Source organism: Proteus hauseri ATCC 700826 (assembly GCF_001654965.1).
Classification (GTDB): Bacteria; Pseudomonadota; Gammaproteobacteria; order Enterobacterales; family Enterobacteriaceae; genus Proteus; species Proteus hauseri.
Map to the genome: position 1 here is coordinate 220,791 of NZ_LXEV01000031.1, position 18,019 is coordinate 238,809.

Sequence of the window (18,019 nt, forward strand, 5' to 3'; positions counted from 1 at the left end):
ATAATTTTTAAGACTTTTTTTGATATGTTTTATTTGTGCTAAAAACAGGATCGTTTAATATTACTCCACCTCTGTTATATTATTTACAGGATTAAATTAAATGATATTTAAAAAGTTAGTTTTATTATCTATTTTATTTTTATCTTTCTCTTATTCAAACACTTCGTTATCAGATAATACACCATTAATAGAAAATAATATTCCTGGTTTTAATTTAGGCGATAATAGTCAAGCATCAGGTAATCAATCTATCGCAATAGGTGTAGATAGCAAAGCTCAAAATACGCGAGCTATTGCCATTGGCTATAATGCATTAGCAACGGAAGAAAATACAGTCTCATTTGGAAACATTGAAAATAAACACACTTCACGATTAGTTAATATCAGTGAAGGAAAAAATAATACTGATGCCGTTAACTTTGCTCAAGCTAAAAAGCTGGTTGATAAAAATAAAATAGCAACAAACAATACCATTAATCAGCTAAAGAGAACGGTCAATACAGATATCAGTAATCTCAAAACCCATTTTAATGATTTTGATAATTATTATAGAAAAAGACAGGTTGAAATCACAGATTCAATTGCAAATTTAGACAAAGAAATTATCGCGTTAGAAAAAAAAGTATTTGCTGGCATAGCTTCATCAGTTGCAATGACTAGTATTCCTTATCTTGCTCATCACACTTTAAGTGGCGGAATTGGTATTAGCAATTATCGGACAGGTACAGCAATTGCTGGCGGTATTCAATATAGGCCAAATGATAATATTTCATTTAGATTAAATTCATCGCTGAATAGCGAAAAGGACATTATTATTGGAGGCGGGCTTGCTTTAGGTTGGTGAAAAATTAATAACAGCTTAAATATAAAAGTAATGGCAGTAGTAACTCATTATTACTGCCAAGTAGCAGAATGATTAAAAATAAAAATTACAAAAAAAAGAGAACTCATTTTAAACACAAATAAATATATGTTATACATTACTAACTATAAATATAACTTATATTAAGGTGTAAAATGGATTATATCATTAGAAAAATGAGCTATGACGATCTCAATGCTGTTACACGTTTATTACAAGCTAATGCTGAGTCTCAGCAAGGTGGTTTATATGGGGAATACCCGTTAAATAAAGTTGAAGCAATGTATCAAAGTAGTACGAATGCGGTCGTTGCGCTTGTTAAGCGAAATATTATCGCTGTTGTTTTCAGCTTTCCGGTTACCTCTTTTTCGCTACCACCTATTGCACAAGAAATTAACCGTCGTTTTCCTGATATCACACAGAATAATTGGTTCTATGGTCCGGTTTGTATAGATAAAAATCACAGAGGAAAAACATTACTACAAGATCTTTATCAATTTATCTGTGCATTACATGGTGGGCACCCTGTTGCTTTTATTAATGAAGATAACACTCGCTCTTTAGCTGCACATAGAAAAATAGGTATGTATCAAGCGGCACAATTTGAATTTCAAAATAAATTGTGGTGGATAATGCGTGGACAATGAAAGCAAACGAAAGATAAATTACTTTATTTTATATCAATTCATCTAAATGAGAATACTTCGCGACAAGTCTAATTTTTGCAAACGATGTCACACTTTCACACCAAACCAATAAAATCAACAACATAGAATATTTAACAAAAATTTTATCTATTCTTAAGATAATTTTAATCTTCTTTTTCCTACCTATTTGCTTACAAAACGACACCATTATGTGATCTTCCTTTCAATTCTTGATCTTTCGTTAACTTACTTTTTTATCTTATACAAAAGTATAAATAAGATGAAAGACACCAATTCGAAAGTAAACGTAAAATAGGAGGAAGCAATGACTGTTTCCCGCAGAACTTTTATCAAAGGACTCGCAGCTAGCGGTGCAGCAATGTCTGTTTCTACACCTGTTCTTGCTAATTCAGGGGATGTTGCAGCTAAACCAAACTCACGACCTGCAGATGCACCGAACTTATTAATTATTTTCCCAGATGAAATGCGAGCCCATGCTTTGCAGTTTATGGGAGAAGACCCATCGATCACACCTAATCTTAATAAATTTGCGAAACAAGCCAAAGTAATGACACAAATGGCTTCTAACTACCCATTATGCTCGCCATTTAGGGGGATGTTTATGACAGGGCAATATCCTGTTCGCAATGGCATTACAGGTAATGCACATGATTACGGTGGAAAAGTTGGGATTGATTTATCTCCTTACGCTAAATGTTGGTCTGATGTTTTAAAATCATTAGATTACAGTACTGGTTATATTGGTAAATGGCATCTTGATGCCCCTTATGAGCCATTTATTCAAAGCTACAATAATCCAATGGAAGGCCGTTATTGGAATGAATGGGCAGCACCAGATCGTCGTCATGGCTTTGATTTCTGGTACTCCTACGGCACTTATGATTTACATATGAAACCTATGTATTGGGCAAACGATACCCCGCGTGACAAGCCGATATATATTGATCAATGGGGACCAGAACATGAAGCCGACATGGCTGTTAAATTCCTCAAAAATGAGAATGGTCAGTTTCGTGATAATTCAAAACCATTTGCACTAGTGGTTTCAATGAATCCGCCGCACTCCCCTTATGATCAAGTTCCTAAAAAATATCTCGAAGCTTATCAAGGAAAAACATCAAAAGAGCTAAATACTCGGCCAAATGTAAAATGGGATACTGAATATCAAGAAGGCTATGGTCCTCAATATTTTAAAGAATACATGGCAATGGTTAACGGTGTTGATGAGCAATTTGGTCGTATCGTTAATGAACTTGAACAACAAGGATTAGCTGATAATACGCTGGTTGTTTTCTTCTCTGATCACGGCAGTTGTTTAGGAGCTAATGGGCAAGCAACAAAAAATAATCCTTATGAAGAATCGATGCGCGTACCCATGATGTTTCGTCTACCAGGTAAAATTAAACCTGGTTCAGATGATGCATTAATGTCAGCACCTGATATTTATCCAACAATCCTTGGCTTATTAGGTTTATCAGCATGGATCCCTGATTCAGTAGAAGGCAGTAATTTAGCAGACCGAGTGATTACAGGTAAAGGCGACACAGCAAACTCTCAACTTTATCTCTTTATTCCTTATGGTGAACCATCTTTCGGTAAAAGAGGCGTGAGAACTAAAACGCATACTTTAGTCATTGATAGACAAGATGGACAACCACTGAAATATACTTTGTATGACAACGTTAATGATCCTTACCAAATGAAAAACGTTGCAGATAATAATAAGCCTCTTATTGAAAAACTTATAAAAGAAGAATTAACCCCTTGGCTAGAAAAAACAGGAGACTCTTGGCGCCCATCTGAGTTTATTACGGCGACAACGAATAAATTAAATAAAACAATATCAACATGTAAATAAAAATAATAAAAATATCTGCGCCATTAATTTATGGCGCTATATATAAACCCGATTCGCTTACCTAAATACTCCTTTTCATTATAAAAGGAGAAGAATGTCTTATAACTAAAATACGACAAGACAGCGAATAAAGAATTGGATACACACCATGAACAAACTTCGTATTGCTCTTTTTTTACCTCTTATTGGCTTAGGTTTAACTTCTTTTCATTCTCATGCAGCAAATGTTAATGCCATGTTTTCTTGGGAATCTGCTGATTACGATACGCCAAATAACTATGCTGGTTATCGTGTAGATTTCAATATAAACCCAGATAAATCTAACTGGTATTTTGATGTTGGTTTTCGTCAACGTGAACATGATAATAAAAACCGCTATCAGCGTTATGATTTACAAGGTAGTTATCGTTTTAAATTAAATAATGGTTGGATCCAACCGGGTTTAAAAGTTCGTCAGGATATTACAAATTATGATAATGGTAGCCGTTTAACCATAGATTTTTATGAATCAAAAACAAACTATCAATTCCCAATTAATAAAGATTGGTTTTTAACTGGTAGTATTTTGTTTGGCCTACAAAAGAAAGAAGATAAAAAGAGTAATGGCGTCACTAATACCGATTATTTAGGCTGGGAAATCGAGCCAGGTATTCGTTATTTTATTACACCAAATATTAATACTACCGTCGCTTATTTTGATGGTGGAAAACAAGCAATACGACATGCTGAATACGATACTAAAGAAACAAATCATAACCAACAATTACGTATGTATGTTAACTGGACAACACCAATAGGACTTATTGTTTCACCTTCAGTACGTAAATCTATTTTCGGAAAAATAGAAGACAGAACAAATAAAGGGGAATATCTCGATAAAGATATGACTCGTTATACATTACAAATGGCCTATCAAATTAGTCCTCAATGGCGATTAATGACCGAATATTATAATGAGCGTGTTGAAAACCAGAATAATGGCAGTAAATCGACTCAGAATTATTACAAAATTTCATTCCGAGCGACGTTCTAATAATTAAAATTATTTATGGAGTTATATTGTGAAAAATAAAAAATTACTATTTCTGAGCGCTGCTGTTTTTTCTGCTATTTATAGTTCAGCATGGGCAGCTGATTGTGATCCTACTTTAAACCTTTGTGAAACAGTTAATATTAATAATGGAAGTAATGCTCAAATAAATAAAGACGTTACTGTCTCTCAAGGTGATGGTGTTGTATTTAATGCCTCGTCAACAGAATATAAAGCTCAAGCAATTACTAAAAACATTACAGTTACAGGGGATGGAGCAAATGCAATTAAAATTAATCAAGGTGCATCCTTCAGCAGTAACATTAATTTAAATGGTTCAAATATTACCAGTGAAAATGGCACTGCTATTCTTGTTGAAGGTGATTTTCCTAAACGAGGGACTGGTGTTTATATTCGCGATAGTGCAATTATTCGTGGTAAAACGGCCGCTATTGATTTTAGAACATTAAAAACAGGCTTTCGTAGTGATGTTAATGGCGAGATCCACGGTAATATATTAGGAAATAATCACGCTGATACTAAAATTAACTTTGCTTATCAAGGTGGTGCTCAAAATGCTTTATTTGATGGTTACCAAATTACGGGGGTTCCTTTAATTGAAAACCACGGTAATTTAACTATTCAAGGTAAAGATAAAACCATCCATTGGGAAGGTAATTTTATAAATAAAGAAAATAGCCAGCTTATTTTCCGCCTTGATGATAATACCAATACCGACATAGCAATTCTTCAAGTAGAGGGTGATGTTACTTTTAAAAAAGGTAGCCAAGCTAAACTTGATTTTAAAGGTACTAGTGTTGAAAACATTATTAATAAAGATATCGTTTTAATTTCCTCAAACGCTGACATTAAAGATGAAGCTGGAATTACTGTTACAGATGCAAATACAATTACACCTGATATTTCGCCTTTATTAGAAAAAACAGACTCATGGTTAGAAACAACACCACCTAATATTAGCGGTGGCGTAAGTGGTAATCAATTAGTTGCTCGTTATGGTATTAGCTACGAAGGCGGTAATAATTTTATTAGTGCAGCTGAACGTGGTAATGCCAGTGAAAATGGATTAGCTGCCGCTAATTTTGTTATTCCAACTGTACTTAATGAATTTAATAATACCCGTAACCAAGTTTCAGACGAAGCATTAAGTTTATTAGTTGCCGCAGGTAGTGATGATAATAATATTGCTGCATTATCCGACGAACTAGCCCCAATTGCTGATGGCAGTGATATTCAAGCGGGATTAATCATGGTTGAAGATATGCGTAATAATATTAACCATCGTTATTTGCGTTATGATAATCAATTACCTATTGAAGAAAGAGAAACGGGCTGGAATAGCTGGGCAAATATGCTATATGGCTATGGTACTCAAAGTAAGCAAAAGGGTATTAACGGTTATAAAACTTACCGTACTGGTATTCAAATCGGTACAGATTACGAAATTAATCAAGATGCTCTTATTGGTGTTTCTTTTGCTTATAACTATGCCAAATCAGATGCTAAACAGCGCAGTGCTAGTAAAGAAATTAATCACTTTGAATTTATGCCTTACCTCGGTTGGTATAGTGACACATTATTCGTAAACGGTAATTTAAATATTGGTTATTACACCGTTGATAGTGAACGTGAAATTGGTACAAATACTGGCTGGCAAGGTAATACCAAAGCAAAAGGTAATTATTCTGGTGTGCAATTAGGTTATCAGATTAATGCGGGTACTTATTTTGACTTCGATTTTATTCATATTAAACCGATGCTCACCTATCAATACCAATGGTTAAATATTGATTCATGGGAAGAAACAGGCTCGGCGTTATCAATGAGAACTTATGGTCAACGCTACGCTGTTAATCAATTAGGTGGTTCTGTTTCTTTCTGGAATAGCTATAAAACAGGTTATGGCAAATTAACACCAACATTAAATATTGCCTACTACAAAGCATTAGGCGGCAATAACAATATTAATCAACGCCACAGTTTGACTTATTTTAATACTGCTGGAAGTACTTTTGACACTACAGGCAATAGCGTCGGTGGTGATGTTATTAATGCGGAATTAGGCGCAAATATTGATATCTCAAACTCATTAAATTTGGGTACAACCATGGGGTATCAACGTTATGACAAATTCAACGAAGGACGCGTAGGCTTTACTGTTAGCCAACGTTTCTAAGAGGAAAATATAATGCCGATATTTCGTTTTACTGTATTAGCCATAACACTGGGACTTTTATCTGCTCCTTATTATAGTGCTATTGCAGCAACTAATAGCCCTGCATTTAACCCAGATAATCTGATGCGGTCAGAAATCTATCACTTTGCACAGAATAATCCTCTGGCTGATTTTACTGCCGAAAACGGATCTAAGCTTTTATTATCAGATAAGCGGAGCATCATGGGGGATAAGTCATTACTGTGGAAATGGCAAGGTGGAAGTAGTTTTATTTTGCATAAAAAAATACTTATTCCCACCGATAAAGAAGCGTCAAAGGCATGGGGGCGCGCATCTACCCCCGTACTATCATTTTGGATTTACAATGAAAAACCGGTAAAAGGCTACCTTACCGTTGATTTAGGTGAAAAACTAAATGCTATTAATGATGCGCAAGGAGGCTTTAAAGTAAAACTCGATTTTACAGGTTGGCGAGCTGTAGGTATCTCTCTAAATAACGATCTTGAAAATAGAGAAATGTCACTTAATGCAATACAAACTTCAACCGACAGTGGCCAAGATACTATTGGTCGCTCTTTAGGGACTAAAGTAGATAGTATTCGCTTTAAGGCCCCCTCTAATATTAGCCAAGGTGAATTCTATATTGATCGTATTATGTTTTCAGTGGATGACGCTCGTTATCAATGGTCAGATAATCAAGTAAAAACTCGCTTATCAGAACCAGAAATTCTGTTTCATACTGTTCAACCACAGCTTGCGGTGACTCCTGAAAATTTGGCGGCAGTTAATCTTATTCGCCAACGTTTAATTAATGAGTTTGTTGGTGGAGAAAAAGAAACCAACCTCGCTTTAGAAGAAAATACGCTTAAATTAAAAAGTGATTTTGATGCGTTAAAAATCCATCGTTTAGCTGATGGCTCGTTACAAGGTCGACATTTAATTACTGACAAACAAACTATTATTTATCAACCTGAACATTTAAATATCCAAGATAAACAACTGTTTGATAATTACGTTATTCTGGGTAACTACACTACCTTAATGTTTAATATTAGTCGTGCCTATGTGCTTGAAAAAGATCCAGCGCAAAAAGTACAATTAAAGCAGATGTATTTATTAATGACCGAACATTTGCTTGATCAAGGTTTTGTCGATGGCAGTGCTTTAGTCACAACTCACCACTGGGGATATAGTTCACGTTGGTGGTATATCTCAACATTACTTATGTCTGATGCATTAAAAGAAGCAAATTTACAAACTCAAGTTTATGATTCATTACTTTGGTATTCACGAGAGTTTAAAAGCAGCTTTGATATGAAAGTAGGAGCTGATAGCTCAGACTTAGATTATTTCAATACCTTATCGCGTCAACATCTCGCTCTATTACTGCTTGAGCCCGACGATCACAAACGCATCAATCTTATTAATACATTTAGCCACTACATTACTGGTGCATTAACCCAAGTACCACCGGGTGGTAAGGATGGTTTGCGCCCTGATGGTACTGCGTGGCGACACGAAGGTAACTATCCAGGCTACTCTTTCCCTGCCTTTAAAAATGCATCTCAGCTGATTTATCTACTACGTGGCACACCTTTTGCTGTAGGTGAAAGTGGCTGGAATAATTTGAAAAAAGCGATGGTTTCAGCATGGATTTATAGCAACCCTGAAGTAGGATTACCATTAGCTGGACGGCATCCTTTTAATTCTCCATCATTAAAATCTATTGCTCAGGGATACTATTGGTTAGCGATGTCATCCCCCTCTTCGCCAGACAAGACACTAGCCTCTATTTACCTTGCAATTAATGATAAAACGCAAAGTGAGTCTCGCGCTATTTTTGGTGAAAATATTACACCGGCGACACTTCCTCAAGGCTTTTATGCTTTTAATGGCGGTGCTTTTGGTATTCATCGCTGGCAAGATAAAATGGTGACATTAAAAGCCTATAACACCAATGTTTGGTCATCTGAAATCTATCATAAAGATAACCGCTATGGCCGTTATCAAAGCCACGGTGTTGCTCAAATTGTTCGTAATGGCGACCAGCTGTCACAAGGCTATCAACAAGAAGGTTGGGACTGGAATAGAATGCCAGGTGCAACTACCCTTCATCTTTCTCTTCAAGAGCTAGATAGCCCCAAACCTCATACGTTAATGCAACGTGGAGAACGCGGATTTAGTGGTACTTCAGCGCTTGAAGGCAAATATGGCATGATGGCGTTTGACTTACTTTATCCTGCAAACCTAGAACGTTTTGATCCGCATTTCACGGCTAAAAAAACCGTTCTTGCTGCTGATAATCATCTTATTTTTATCGGCAGTGATATTAATAGCGGTGATAGCAATAAGAATGTGGAAACAACTTTATTCCAGCATGCCATTACACCAACATTAAATACAATTTGGATTAATGGACAGAAAATAGAAACTTTCCCTTATCAAGCCACATTAAAACAAGGTGATTGGATAATTGATAGCAATGGAAATGGCTATTTAATTACTCAAGCAGAAAAAGTAAATATCAGCCGACAACACCAAACCTCAGCTGAAAATAAAAACCGCACACCAACGCAGGGGAATTTTAGTTCAGCATGGATTGATCACAGTACTCAGCCTAAAAATTCAAGTTATGAATATATGGTTTTCCTTGACGCCACACCTGAAAAGATGACTCAATTAGCCCAGAAATTCCGTGATAGCAATGGGTTATATCAAGTTATTCGTAAAGATAAAGATGTACATATTATTTACGATAAACTTAGCGACGTCACTGGATATGCATTTTATCAACCAACAGTCGTTGAAGATAAATGGATCAAAAAAACCGATCAACCTTCAATTATTATGACGCAACAAAAAGGCAATGCACTTGTCGTTAGCGCTGTTACACCCGATTTAAATATGACGCGTCAAAAGGCAGCAACGCCAGTAACAATTAATGTGACAATTAATGGAAAGTGGCAATCAATTGATAAAAATAGTGACGTAATAAGTAAAGTTTCAGGTGATAACACAGAACTCATCTTTACCAGCTATTTTGGTATTCCACAGGAAATTAATCTCTCTCCTCTTCCTTAATTAAATTAAAAGGAACGCACTGCCGTTCCTTTTTTTATTTATTGCAGGACATCTTATTATGCTAATAAAAAATACCTTAGCGAGCGCAATAACATTTAGCCTCTGCTTATCTTTACCCGCATTTGCTTTACCTTCTTTATCACATGAAACCTTTGGTGATATCTATCTTTTTGAAGATGAAATGCCAAATACCATAACAACCTCATCAAATAATCAACTCTCATTGAGTACACAACATGCAAAAGATGGTATTCAATCATTAAAATGGCAATATCAGCCAAATACAACATTAACTCTTAATAATGTTGTGAATTATCAAGATGATCAGAATACAGCGACACCGTTAACTTTTATGATGTGGATTTATAATGAAAAGCCACAAGCGTCTCCATTAATTTTTCAATTTAAACAAAGTAACCAAGTTGTACTCAGCTTTGACACCCAACTTAATTTTACTGGCTGGCGAGGTATTGCTGTTCCTTTTCGTGATATGAAAGGTAGTGCGACAGGTACTTTCGATAAATTAGTAATAAACGCACCCGATCAGGCTGGCACACTTTTTTTTGATCAAATAATTCTTAGTGTGCCATTAGATAATCGCTGGCCAATTCCTGACGATAATACCCCTTATGTTAATAACGCTGTAAATACAATGGTCAGTAAAAATTGGAGTGCGTTATTGATGTACGATCAAATGTTCAAAGCTCATTATCCTAGTTTAAATTTTGATACTGAGTTTCGCGACGATCAAGCAGAAATGGCCTCTATTTATCAGCGTTTTGAATATTACCAAGGAGTAAGTAGTAATAAAAAAATCACACCTGAAATGATCAGTAAAAACTTAGCGTTATGGCAAGAGTTAGAGTTAAAACAACAAGCTGATGGCTCTATTACAGGAAAAGCGCTCGATCACCCCAATCGACAGAACTTTATGAAAGTCGATGGCGTATTTAATGAAGAAACGAAAAAAGCGTTACTTGATACCAATATGCTAAGAGATGTGGGGAAAATACTTCTCCAAACCGCCATTTATTTACGAAGTGACTCCTTATCAACATCAGACAGAGAAATACTTGAAGCACAGTATTTATTGGGTACTCGTTACGTACTTGAACAAGGTTTTACTCGAGGAAGTGGGTATCAAATCATTACCCATGTTGGTTATCAAACAAGAGAATTATTTGATGCTTGGTTTATTGGTCGCCATCTTTTGGCTAAAAATAACCTTTTAGCCCCTACACAACAAGCGATGATGTGGTACAACGCAACTGGCCGTATTTTTGAAAAAGATAATGAAATTGTTGATGCCAACGTTGATATTCTCAATACTCAACTACAATGGATGATAAAAAGTTTATTGATGTTGCCTGATTATCAGCAACGTCAACAAGCACTAGCGCAACTACAAAGTTGGTTAAATAAAACCATTCTTAGCTCAAAAGGTGTTGCCGGTGGCTTTAAATCTGATGGTTCTATCTTCCATCATTCACAACATTATCCAGCTTATGCAAAAGACGCTTTTGGCGGATTAGCACCCAGTGTTTATGCACTCAGTGACTCTTCTTTCCGCCTTTCATCTTCAGCGCATGAACGTTTAAAAGATGTCTTATTAAAAATGCGCATCTATACCAAAGAAACACAAATTCCACTGGTATTAAGCGGTCGGCATCCTACAGGATTGCATAAAATTAGTATCGCACCGTTTAAATGGATGGCATTAGCGGGCACTCCTGATGGTAAACAAAAATTAGATACAACGCTTGCAGCCGCCTTTGCAAAATTGGATAACAAAGAGAATTTCGAAGGTATTAAAGCTGAAAATGAACCCGTTGGTGCATGGGCAATGAATTATGCTTCAATGGCTATTCAACGCCGATCTTCAATAAAATCACCTCAACAAAGTTGGCTTGCTGTAGCTCGTGGTTTTAGCCGTTATCTTGTGGGAAATGAAAGCTATGAAAATAACAACCGTTATGGTCGATATTTGCAATATGGTCAACTTGATATTATTCCGGCAGATTTAGCTCTATCTGGGTTTAGTCATGCTGGATGGGATTGGAATAGGTATCCAGGTACAACAACAATTCATCTTCCTTATGAAAAACTGGAGGCGAAATTAAATCAACTACCTAGTGCTGGTATTGAAGAAATGCTACTTTCGACTGAAAATTATTCAGGGGCAAATACGCTAAATAATAACAGTATGTTTGCTATGAAATTACATGGTCATAGTAAGTATCAGCAGCAAAGTTTAAGAGCAAATAAATCCTATTTTTTATTTGATAATAGAGTTATCGCCTTAGGTTCTGGCATTAAAAATAATGATAAACAATACGCTACCGAAACAACATTATTTCAATTTGCTGTTCCTAAATTACAATCAGTGATTATTAATGATAAAGAAGTTAATCAATTAGGTACTCAATTGACTTTAAATAATGCTGATATCTTAATTGATCCAGCTGGTAATTTATATAAAGTGGCTAAAGGTCAGACCGTAAAATTTAGTTATCAAAAACAGCTATCGGTTGATGATAGAAACTCACAGCCAACAGAACAATTATTTGCGACTGCCGTTATTACTCACGGTAAAGCACCTAATAATGCAAATTATGAATATGCAATAGTAATTGAAGCTCAAGATAATAAAGCACCTGAATACACGGTATTACAACATAATAATCAACTTCATGCGGTGAAAGATAAAATAACACAAGAAGAGGGTTATGCTTTTTTTGAGGCATCTAATATAAATTCACCTCAAGCAATGTTATTATCAAGTGACTCTCCTGTTATGGTCATGGCCAAAGCTGGAATAAATAAATTAATATTGAGTGTGGTTAATCCTGATTTAAATTTCTATCAAGGTGTTGAAAATGACCAAATTGATAAGAATGGAGATCAAATTGAAGTCAGTATTTATTCTCGCCAATGGCTTACTGCTGATCCTCAACCAATAAGTAGCACAATTAAGGTAAGGGGAATATGGAAATTATCAACACCTCAATCAGGCGTTATTATAAAACATCAAAATAATAATACCTTTATTACCACCACTACAACGCAAGCTATACCAATAGTGATTAATTTAATTAAATAGTTTTAATAAAAAAAGTAAAAAGTCTCGACATGAAAATATCGAGACTTTTCTTTTTCAAAAAAAAGACTCATATAAAAAATAATGAAAAAGAGATAGTTTAAAAAATCATCAGGTAACATAAATATGTTATCGGCTAGTCTGTTTTATTTATTAAATAATTAAACATCGTTTCATATTTAATAATATCCCATTATTCTATTCTCTATTTATTGATTATAAATGTGTTGTGCCAATTTAATAGTTTGTTATTCTCTGCGCGGGTGCTTGGATCAATCTGGTTCAAGCATTTAGCAAACACCAGAAAGAGAAAAGCCCCGGCATGTAATTAAACATTAACCGAGGCAGACTCAAACCACAACAATTTGATTTTGCCTCCATTCTTATCGGAGTGCAATAGGAAATGAAAAAATATTCTTTAGTCGGGCTGATGATCGCGACAATGATTATACCCAGTAATATATTATTGGATAATAAATGTAACGTTTATTCACACCTAATAATGAGTATTAAATAATTCAGGTTAATAGATCATCTAATAATCTATTAATTTTGTGGGGGAGAAATCCCCCGCAGTTTCCTTATTTAATTGTTGTGTTGTAATCTAAGCACCCTAATTACTATTAGAATAAAAAAGCCGACCTTATTATTGGTCGGCAACCTAATTAGGAAAATATTGCGCGGAAGGCATATAAAGCGCAAGAAAAATAACAAAGCGTCAATATCAAGGTCTAACTATTTAAATCTTTAAAACTTCACTACCTGCTAATAAATAAGCACCTGCACCATAATCCATATTGTGTTCAAATTTTACTTCGCGAGGGTTAAATGCGGGAAGTTGAACCCAACCTAACATGCCATTGTCATGAATACAGGATTGTAATGCTGACCATGCTTTATTTAATGCAGGAAAATAGACTGCTTTATCTAACACTCCCTGATTAATTCCCCATGCTAATCCATAACAAAATAATGCAGTTGCTGAACTTTCTGGGGCGGGGAAATTGTCAGGATCTAACAAACTGGTTCGCCAAAAACCATCTTTATGTTGATAATTTAGAATAGATGACGCTAACTCTTTAAACAGAGCAATATAACGTTCACGCCCATGATAATCATCCGGCATATATTGAAGAATTCGCGGGATTGAGGCTAAAACCCAACCAATACCACGGCTCCAAAAAACTTTTTCACCGTTGGCTTCACGCATTTCATTTCCTTGACCATCAGGAATATAGCGATGATCACGAAAAATAAGCCCTGTTTCAGGATCACGTAAATGTTCTATCGCATCCCAATAAGCCGTATGCATGTAATCCAAATAACGTCGTTCGCTAGTAATTTCAGCCAAAGCCGCAAAACCAGGAGGTGCCATAAACAGTGCATCACACCACCACCAATCTTCACGACCCGGTTTAGGATCATTAAGCATAATCTCGAATGCTTTAATGGTTGGCTCAAGAATTTCAGATTGTTCAAAAAGCGGACTAATAGCAAGATAGGCTTGTGCGCAAACATGGTCATCAGCAAAACGTGCATTAGGGCCTGTTCTAAAACCTGTGTGCAATGTGTAATTCAATACACCGTTAAGATACTCTTCGTCTTGCGTTGCTTGCCACGCAGCACTAACACAACTCCATAAAACACCACGCTCCCAATCGGTATCTTTAATAAAACGTGTTTTACCACTACGGCGGATCACGCTACGAACTTGATTAGCCGATTGATAACGATAAACGCGTTTCATATTTTGCAGTACGATATCTCTTTGCAAAGCCTCTGTATTAGCGAGTTCCATCCTATTTCTCCATAAAATTAACGAGCTAACCAACCACCATCAACAGCAATTGTGTAACCATTAACGTAATCACTCGCTTTTGAAGCTAAGAAAATCGCCGGACCTGCTAAATCTTCGGGGGTTCCCCAACGCGCTGCTGGAATACGTTCTAAAATAGCCGCATTTCTAACTTCATCTGCACGTAAAGCGGCGGTGTTATCTGTTGCCATATAACCCGGAGCAATTGCATTTACGTTGATGTTGTATTGCGATAACTCAGTTGCTAGTGCACGTGTTAATCCCATTACCGCAGATTTGCTTGCGGTATAGGATGGAACTCGAATACCACCTTGATAAGAAAGCATTGACGCGATATTAATTATTTTGCCACCATTGCCTTGCTTTACAAATTGGCGAGCCACTTTTTGCGATAAGAAAAAGAGTGTTTTTTGGTTAATATCAATAACATCATCCCAATTCTTTTCACTAAACTCTAATAAATCTTCGCGACGAATAATGCCAGCATTGTTAACTAATATATCGATATGCCCCATAACAGAAACAGTTTCATCAACTAAGGATTGCAGACCCTCTTGTTTCATTAAATTCTGTGTAATGTAATGAAAACGACGACCAAGAGATTCGACTTGTTGGCGTGTTTCTGGCGCATCTTGAATACCGACACCAACAATGTCAGCACCGGCTTGTGCTAAACCTATTGCCATACCTTGGCCTAATCCCGTGTTACAACCTGTAACTATTGCAACTTTGCCCGTTAAATCGAATAAATTCATCATAGAAGCCTCGATAATGTGGCCACAATAGCCACATCATTTTATATGTAGGGTAAAAATGTAAAATGCGATTTAGAAAGATGTTGTTACTTCAAATCTTTCATCGCGACATGATCCATATCGTGGAATACCTGATTTTCACCAACCATTCCCCAAATAAAGGTATATGACGAAGAACCTACACCTGAATGAATAGACCAACTTGGGCTAATCACAGCTTGTTCATTACGAACCACTAAATGGCGTGTTTCTGTTGGCTCACCCATATAATGGAAAACCACGTTGTCATCTTTCATATCAAAATAGAGATACACTTCCATACGGCGTTCGTGAGTATGGCATGGCATGGTGTTCCATAAGCTACCTGGCTCAAGAACGGTCATTCCCATTGATAATTGGCAGGTCGGTAAAACAGCAGGATGCAAGAATTTATAAATAGTGCGTACGTTACAGTTTTCAGCGTGACCAATTTTTTCTGGTGATGCTTGCTGTTGTGTAATTTTACGCGTTGGATAAGTATGATGAGCTGGTGCACAGTTCATATAAAAACGAGCGGGTGTTTGTGCTGAATCACTGGTGAACTCAACGTTTTTTGCACCCATGCCAATATAAATTGCTTCACGAGGACCAATTTCAAACACTTCACCATCAACAGTAACTTTACCAGCACCACCGATATTAATTGCACCAAGTTCGCGTCTTTCAAGGAAGAAATCAACACCAAGTGCTTTACCCGCCATTAATGCTAAAGGCTGAGTTGTTGGAACAATGCCACCGACGATAATACGATCAATATGGCTATAAGTGAGATTCATTTCCCCTTCACAGAATAGGTTTTCAATCAGGAACTCCTTACGAAGTCCTTCTGTATCAAGCCTTTTAGCATGTTCACTATGAATTGGCTGACGAATTTCCATTATAAATACCTCATTTTTACTAATGGGGCATAACGATAGTGTTATGCATTTTCCCTGGATACAGAGTAAATATGCTTTCCTCTGATGAATGTATCGGTAAGATGAAAACACTCATCCACCACGGCAAAGCTGGCTTGTCGACCAGCCTTGATATAACCTAATTTGTCGCCAATACCGAGATATTCTGCCGGTATTGCAGACGCCATTTGAACTGCTTCCCATTCAGGGACATGAGCCAGTTGCACCATGTTGCGTAATGCGCTATCTAAGCTACAAGTACTCCCAGCCAAAGAGCCATCGGCTGTTTTTGCTTGGCCTTGAGTGACCGTTACTGTTTGAGCACCCAGTGTGTAATCGCCATCAGGCAAACCACCAGCACGCATACAATCTGTTATCAATGCAACTTTTTGATACCCTTTCATGCGATACGCCAGCTGCATCATTACCGGATGAACATGAATACCATCAGCAATAAGTTCAGCCAGTACATCGTGATAAAGCACTGCACCACAACATCCAGGCTCACGATGATGTAATCCCGTCATGCCGTTATATAAGTGCACGCCGCAATCAGCGCCATGTGAAAATGCATCTGACGTTTGTTTATAAGTTGCCGCTGTATGCGCCACACTCGGTTTAATGCCTCGATTGACCAACCAATCAATCGCTTCTATCGAACCTTGAGCTTCTGGCGCAACAGCAACACGCAATAATGTGTCACCCGCACTTTCAAGCAATGTTTCTAACTCAGAAAGCATGGGGGCTTTTAAAAATTTAACCGGATGTGAGCCACGATGACGCTCTGTAAAATAAGGTCCTTCAAGAAAACTACCGAGTAGCAATGCACCTGACGTTTGTGGTGTAGATAAAAACTCACGCACCTGTGATAACGCATGACGGATATCATCCATCGGCGCCGTTACCGTTGTCCCAACCCATGCCACAACGCCTGTTTTAACTAATGCATCTGCAATAATTTGCAAATCTTGCTGCGTTGCATCCATCACATCAGAACCCGCTCTGCCATGAATATGAATATCTACAAATCCGGGTAATAGTGATTTCCCTTTTAAGCGAATAATGGGGCAATCAGTAGGTGCTTTTGTCGTAATAGACTCGATTTTTTCATCGTTGACTCGCACATAGCAGAGATAACGAATGCCATCTGGTGTAAAAGTTCTATCCGCTAAAATGGCGTATTGTTGACTCATAATCCGTCTTCTTCTTCAACATCAACGCTGTCTACTTGCGCCAATTGCTTGCGGATATCTTGAATACTGTCATGACCAATTTCACGCAGCGTTTGCACAAGTTCTGTGGTTGAACACCCTTCTCTTTCAAATGCGGCATTAACAATCATGGGTAAATTCACTCCTGCTAAAACCTCAACAGCAGGGTTTTGCATCATGATTGCCATTGCGCGATTACAAGGGGTTCCACCAGGTAAGTCGGTTAAAAATAGGTATTGCTGACAATCCATTGAATCGATAGCTTGGCGCATCTGTTTTTCAAGTTCATCGGGGGATATTGATTCTAAGAAATCAATAAAGGCGATATCTTGCTGCTCTCCGGCGATAGCTTTCACGGCGGAAGCCATACCCGATGCAAAGTTAAGATGCCCTGAAACAATAAGACCTATCATGCGTGACTCCTTGGTACAGGCAGCAGAAACGTCTCCTGCCTGTTTATAGCAAGTTAATGATGTATTACGGTTATCTATGGGTACGTAAAAAGTGAT

At 36.9% G+C, this 18,019-nt stretch carries 12 protein-coding genes; 7 read left to right on the forward strand and 5 right to left on the reverse strand.

The genetic code is table 11. The annotated features are described in order from the left end of the window. Window positions 1-100 precede the first annotated feature (100 nt). From M997_RS14290 to M997_RS14325, 7 genes are all read left to right on the forward strand, one after another. On the forward strand, window positions 101-844 hold the full coding sequence (locus tag M997_RS14290) for a YadA-like family protein (protein ID WP_064720782.1): 744 nt from the start codon (window positions 101-103) through the stop codon (window positions 842-844). A 173-nt stretch (window positions 845-1,017) separates the two neighbouring features. Beyond that, complete coding sequence (locus M997_RS14295; RefSeq protein WP_064720783.1) at window positions 1,018-1,509, forward strand: hypothetical protein; 492 nt, start codon at window positions 1,018-1,020, stop codon at window positions 1,507-1,509. A 325-nt stretch (window positions 1,510-1,834) separates the two neighbouring features. Beyond that, window positions 1,835-3,388, forward strand: coding sequence for a sulfatase-like hydrolase/transferase (locus M997_RS14305; RefSeq protein ID WP_064720785.1), 1,554 nt, complete (start codon window positions 1,835-1,837; stop codon window positions 3,386-3,388). Window positions 3,389-3,536: 148 nt separating this feature from the next. Next, window positions 3,537-4,421 (forward strand): hypothetical protein, encoded by an 885-nt coding sequence (locus M997_RS14310; RefSeq protein WP_064720786.1) that lies wholly within the window; start codon window positions 3,537-3,539, stop codon window positions 4,419-4,421. Window positions 4,422-4,449: 28 nt separating this feature from the next. Further along, a complete protein-coding gene (locus tag M997_RS14315) occupies window positions 4,450-6,615 on the forward strand; it encodes an autotransporter family protein (RefSeq protein ID WP_064720787.1) in 2,166 nt (721 codons plus the stop codon). A 12-nt stretch (window positions 6,616-6,627) separates the two neighbouring features. Next, window positions 6,628-9,696 carry a chondroitinase family polysaccharide lyase gene (locus tag M997_RS14320; protein ID WP_064720788.1) on the forward strand — a complete coding sequence of 1,023 codons (3,069 nt, stop codon included), beginning with the start codon at window positions 6,628-6,630 and terminating at the stop codon, window positions 9,694-9,696. A 58-nt stretch (window positions 9,697-9,754) separates the two neighbouring features. Beyond that, window positions 9,755-12,796: a chondroitinase family polysaccharide lyase gene (locus tag M997_RS14325; protein WP_064720789.1), complete on the forward strand. Its 3,042-nt coding sequence runs from the start codon at window positions 9,755-9,757 to the stop codon at window positions 12,794-12,796. A 736-nt stretch (window positions 12,797-13,532) separates the two neighbouring features. Here M997_RS14325 and M997_RS14330 read toward each other — a convergent pair. The 5 genes from M997_RS14330 to agaF all read right to left on the reverse strand — a co-directional run bounded on the left by M997_RS14330 (window position 13,533) and on the right by agaF (window position 17,923). Then, window positions 13,533-14,591, reverse strand: a complete 1,059-nt coding sequence (locus tag M997_RS14330; RefSeq protein WP_064720790.1) for a glycoside hydrolase family 88/105 protein — start codon at window positions 14,589-14,591, stop codon at window positions 13,533-13,535. A 17-nt stretch (window positions 14,592-14,608) separates the two neighbouring features. Further along, window positions 14,609-15,364, reverse strand: a complete 756-nt coding sequence (gene kduD, locus M997_RS14335; RefSeq protein WP_064720791.1) for a 2-dehydro-3-deoxy-D-gluconate 5-dehydrogenase KduD — start codon at window positions 15,362-15,364, stop codon at window positions 14,609-14,611. 86 nt (window positions 15,365-15,450) lie between these two features. Next, the gene (gene kduI / locus M997_RS14340; RefSeq protein WP_064720792.1) at window positions 15,451-16,281 is read right to left on the reverse strand and encodes a 5-dehydro-4-deoxy-D-glucuronate isomerase; all 831 of its coding nucleotides are present in this window, start codon (window positions 16,279-16,281) and stop codon (window positions 15,451-15,453) included. Window positions 16,282-16,322: 41 nt separating this feature from the next. After that, window positions 16,323-17,492, reverse strand: a complete 1,170-nt coding sequence (gene nagA, locus M997_RS14345) for an N-acetylglucosamine-6-phosphate deacetylase (protein WP_064720793.1) — start codon at window positions 17,490-17,492, stop codon at window positions 16,323-16,325. Continuing rightward, window positions 17,489-17,923 carry a PTS galactosamine/N-acetylgalactosamine transporter subunit IIA gene (gene agaF, locus M997_RS14350; protein ID WP_064720794.1) on the reverse strand — a complete coding sequence of 145 codons (435 nt, stop codon included), beginning with the start codon at window positions 17,921-17,923 and terminating at the stop codon, window positions 17,489-17,491. The genes nagA and agaF overlap by 4 nt, the downstream gene beginning before the upstream one ends. Window positions 17,924-18,019 lie beyond the last annotated feature (96 nt).

What these genes read in the sequence shown, in the direction of transcription:
- M997_RS14290 (WP_064720782.1), top strand. Translation starts at nt 101, where the DNA reads ATGATATTTAAAAAGTTAGTTTTATTATCTATTTTATTTTTATCTTTC.
- M997_RS14295 (WP_064720783.1), top strand. Translation starts at nt 1,018, where the DNA reads ATGGATTATATCATTAGAAAAATGAGCTATGACGATCTCAATGCTGTT.
- M997_RS14305 (WP_064720785.1), top strand. Translation starts at nt 1,835, where the DNA reads ATGACTGTTTCCCGCAGAACTTTTATCAAAGGACTCGCAGCTAGCGGT.
- M997_RS14310 (WP_064720786.1), top strand. Translation starts at nt 3,537, where the DNA reads ATGAACAAACTTCGTATTGCTCTTTTTTTACCTCTTATTGGCTTAGGT.
- M997_RS14320 (WP_064720788.1), top strand. Translation starts at nt 6,628, where the DNA reads ATGCCGATATTTCGTTTTACTGTATTAGCCATAACACTGGGACTTTTA.
- M997_RS14325 (WP_064720789.1), top strand. Translation starts at nt 9,755, where the DNA reads ATGCTAATAAAAAATACCTTAGCGAGCGCAATAACATTTAGCCTCTGC.
- M997_RS14330 (WP_064720790.1), bottom strand. Translation starts at nt 14,591, where the DNA reads ATGGAACTCGCTAATACAGAGGCTTTGCAAAGAGATATCGTACTGCAA.
- kduD (WP_064720791.1), bottom strand. Translation starts at nt 15,364, where the DNA reads ATGAATTTATTCGATTTAACGGGCAAAGTTGCAATAGTTACAGGTTGT.
- kduI (WP_064720792.1), bottom strand. Translation starts at nt 16,281, where the DNA reads ATGGAAATTCGTCAGCCAATTCATAGTGAACATGCTAAAAGGCTTGAT.
- nagA (WP_064720793.1), bottom strand. Translation starts at nt 17,492, where the DNA reads ATGAGTCAACAATACGCCATTTTAGCGGATAGAACTTTTACACCAGAT.
- agaF (WP_064720794.1), bottom strand. Translation starts at nt 17,923, where the DNA reads ATGATAGGTCTTATTGTTTCAGGGCATCTTAACTTTGCATCGGGTATG.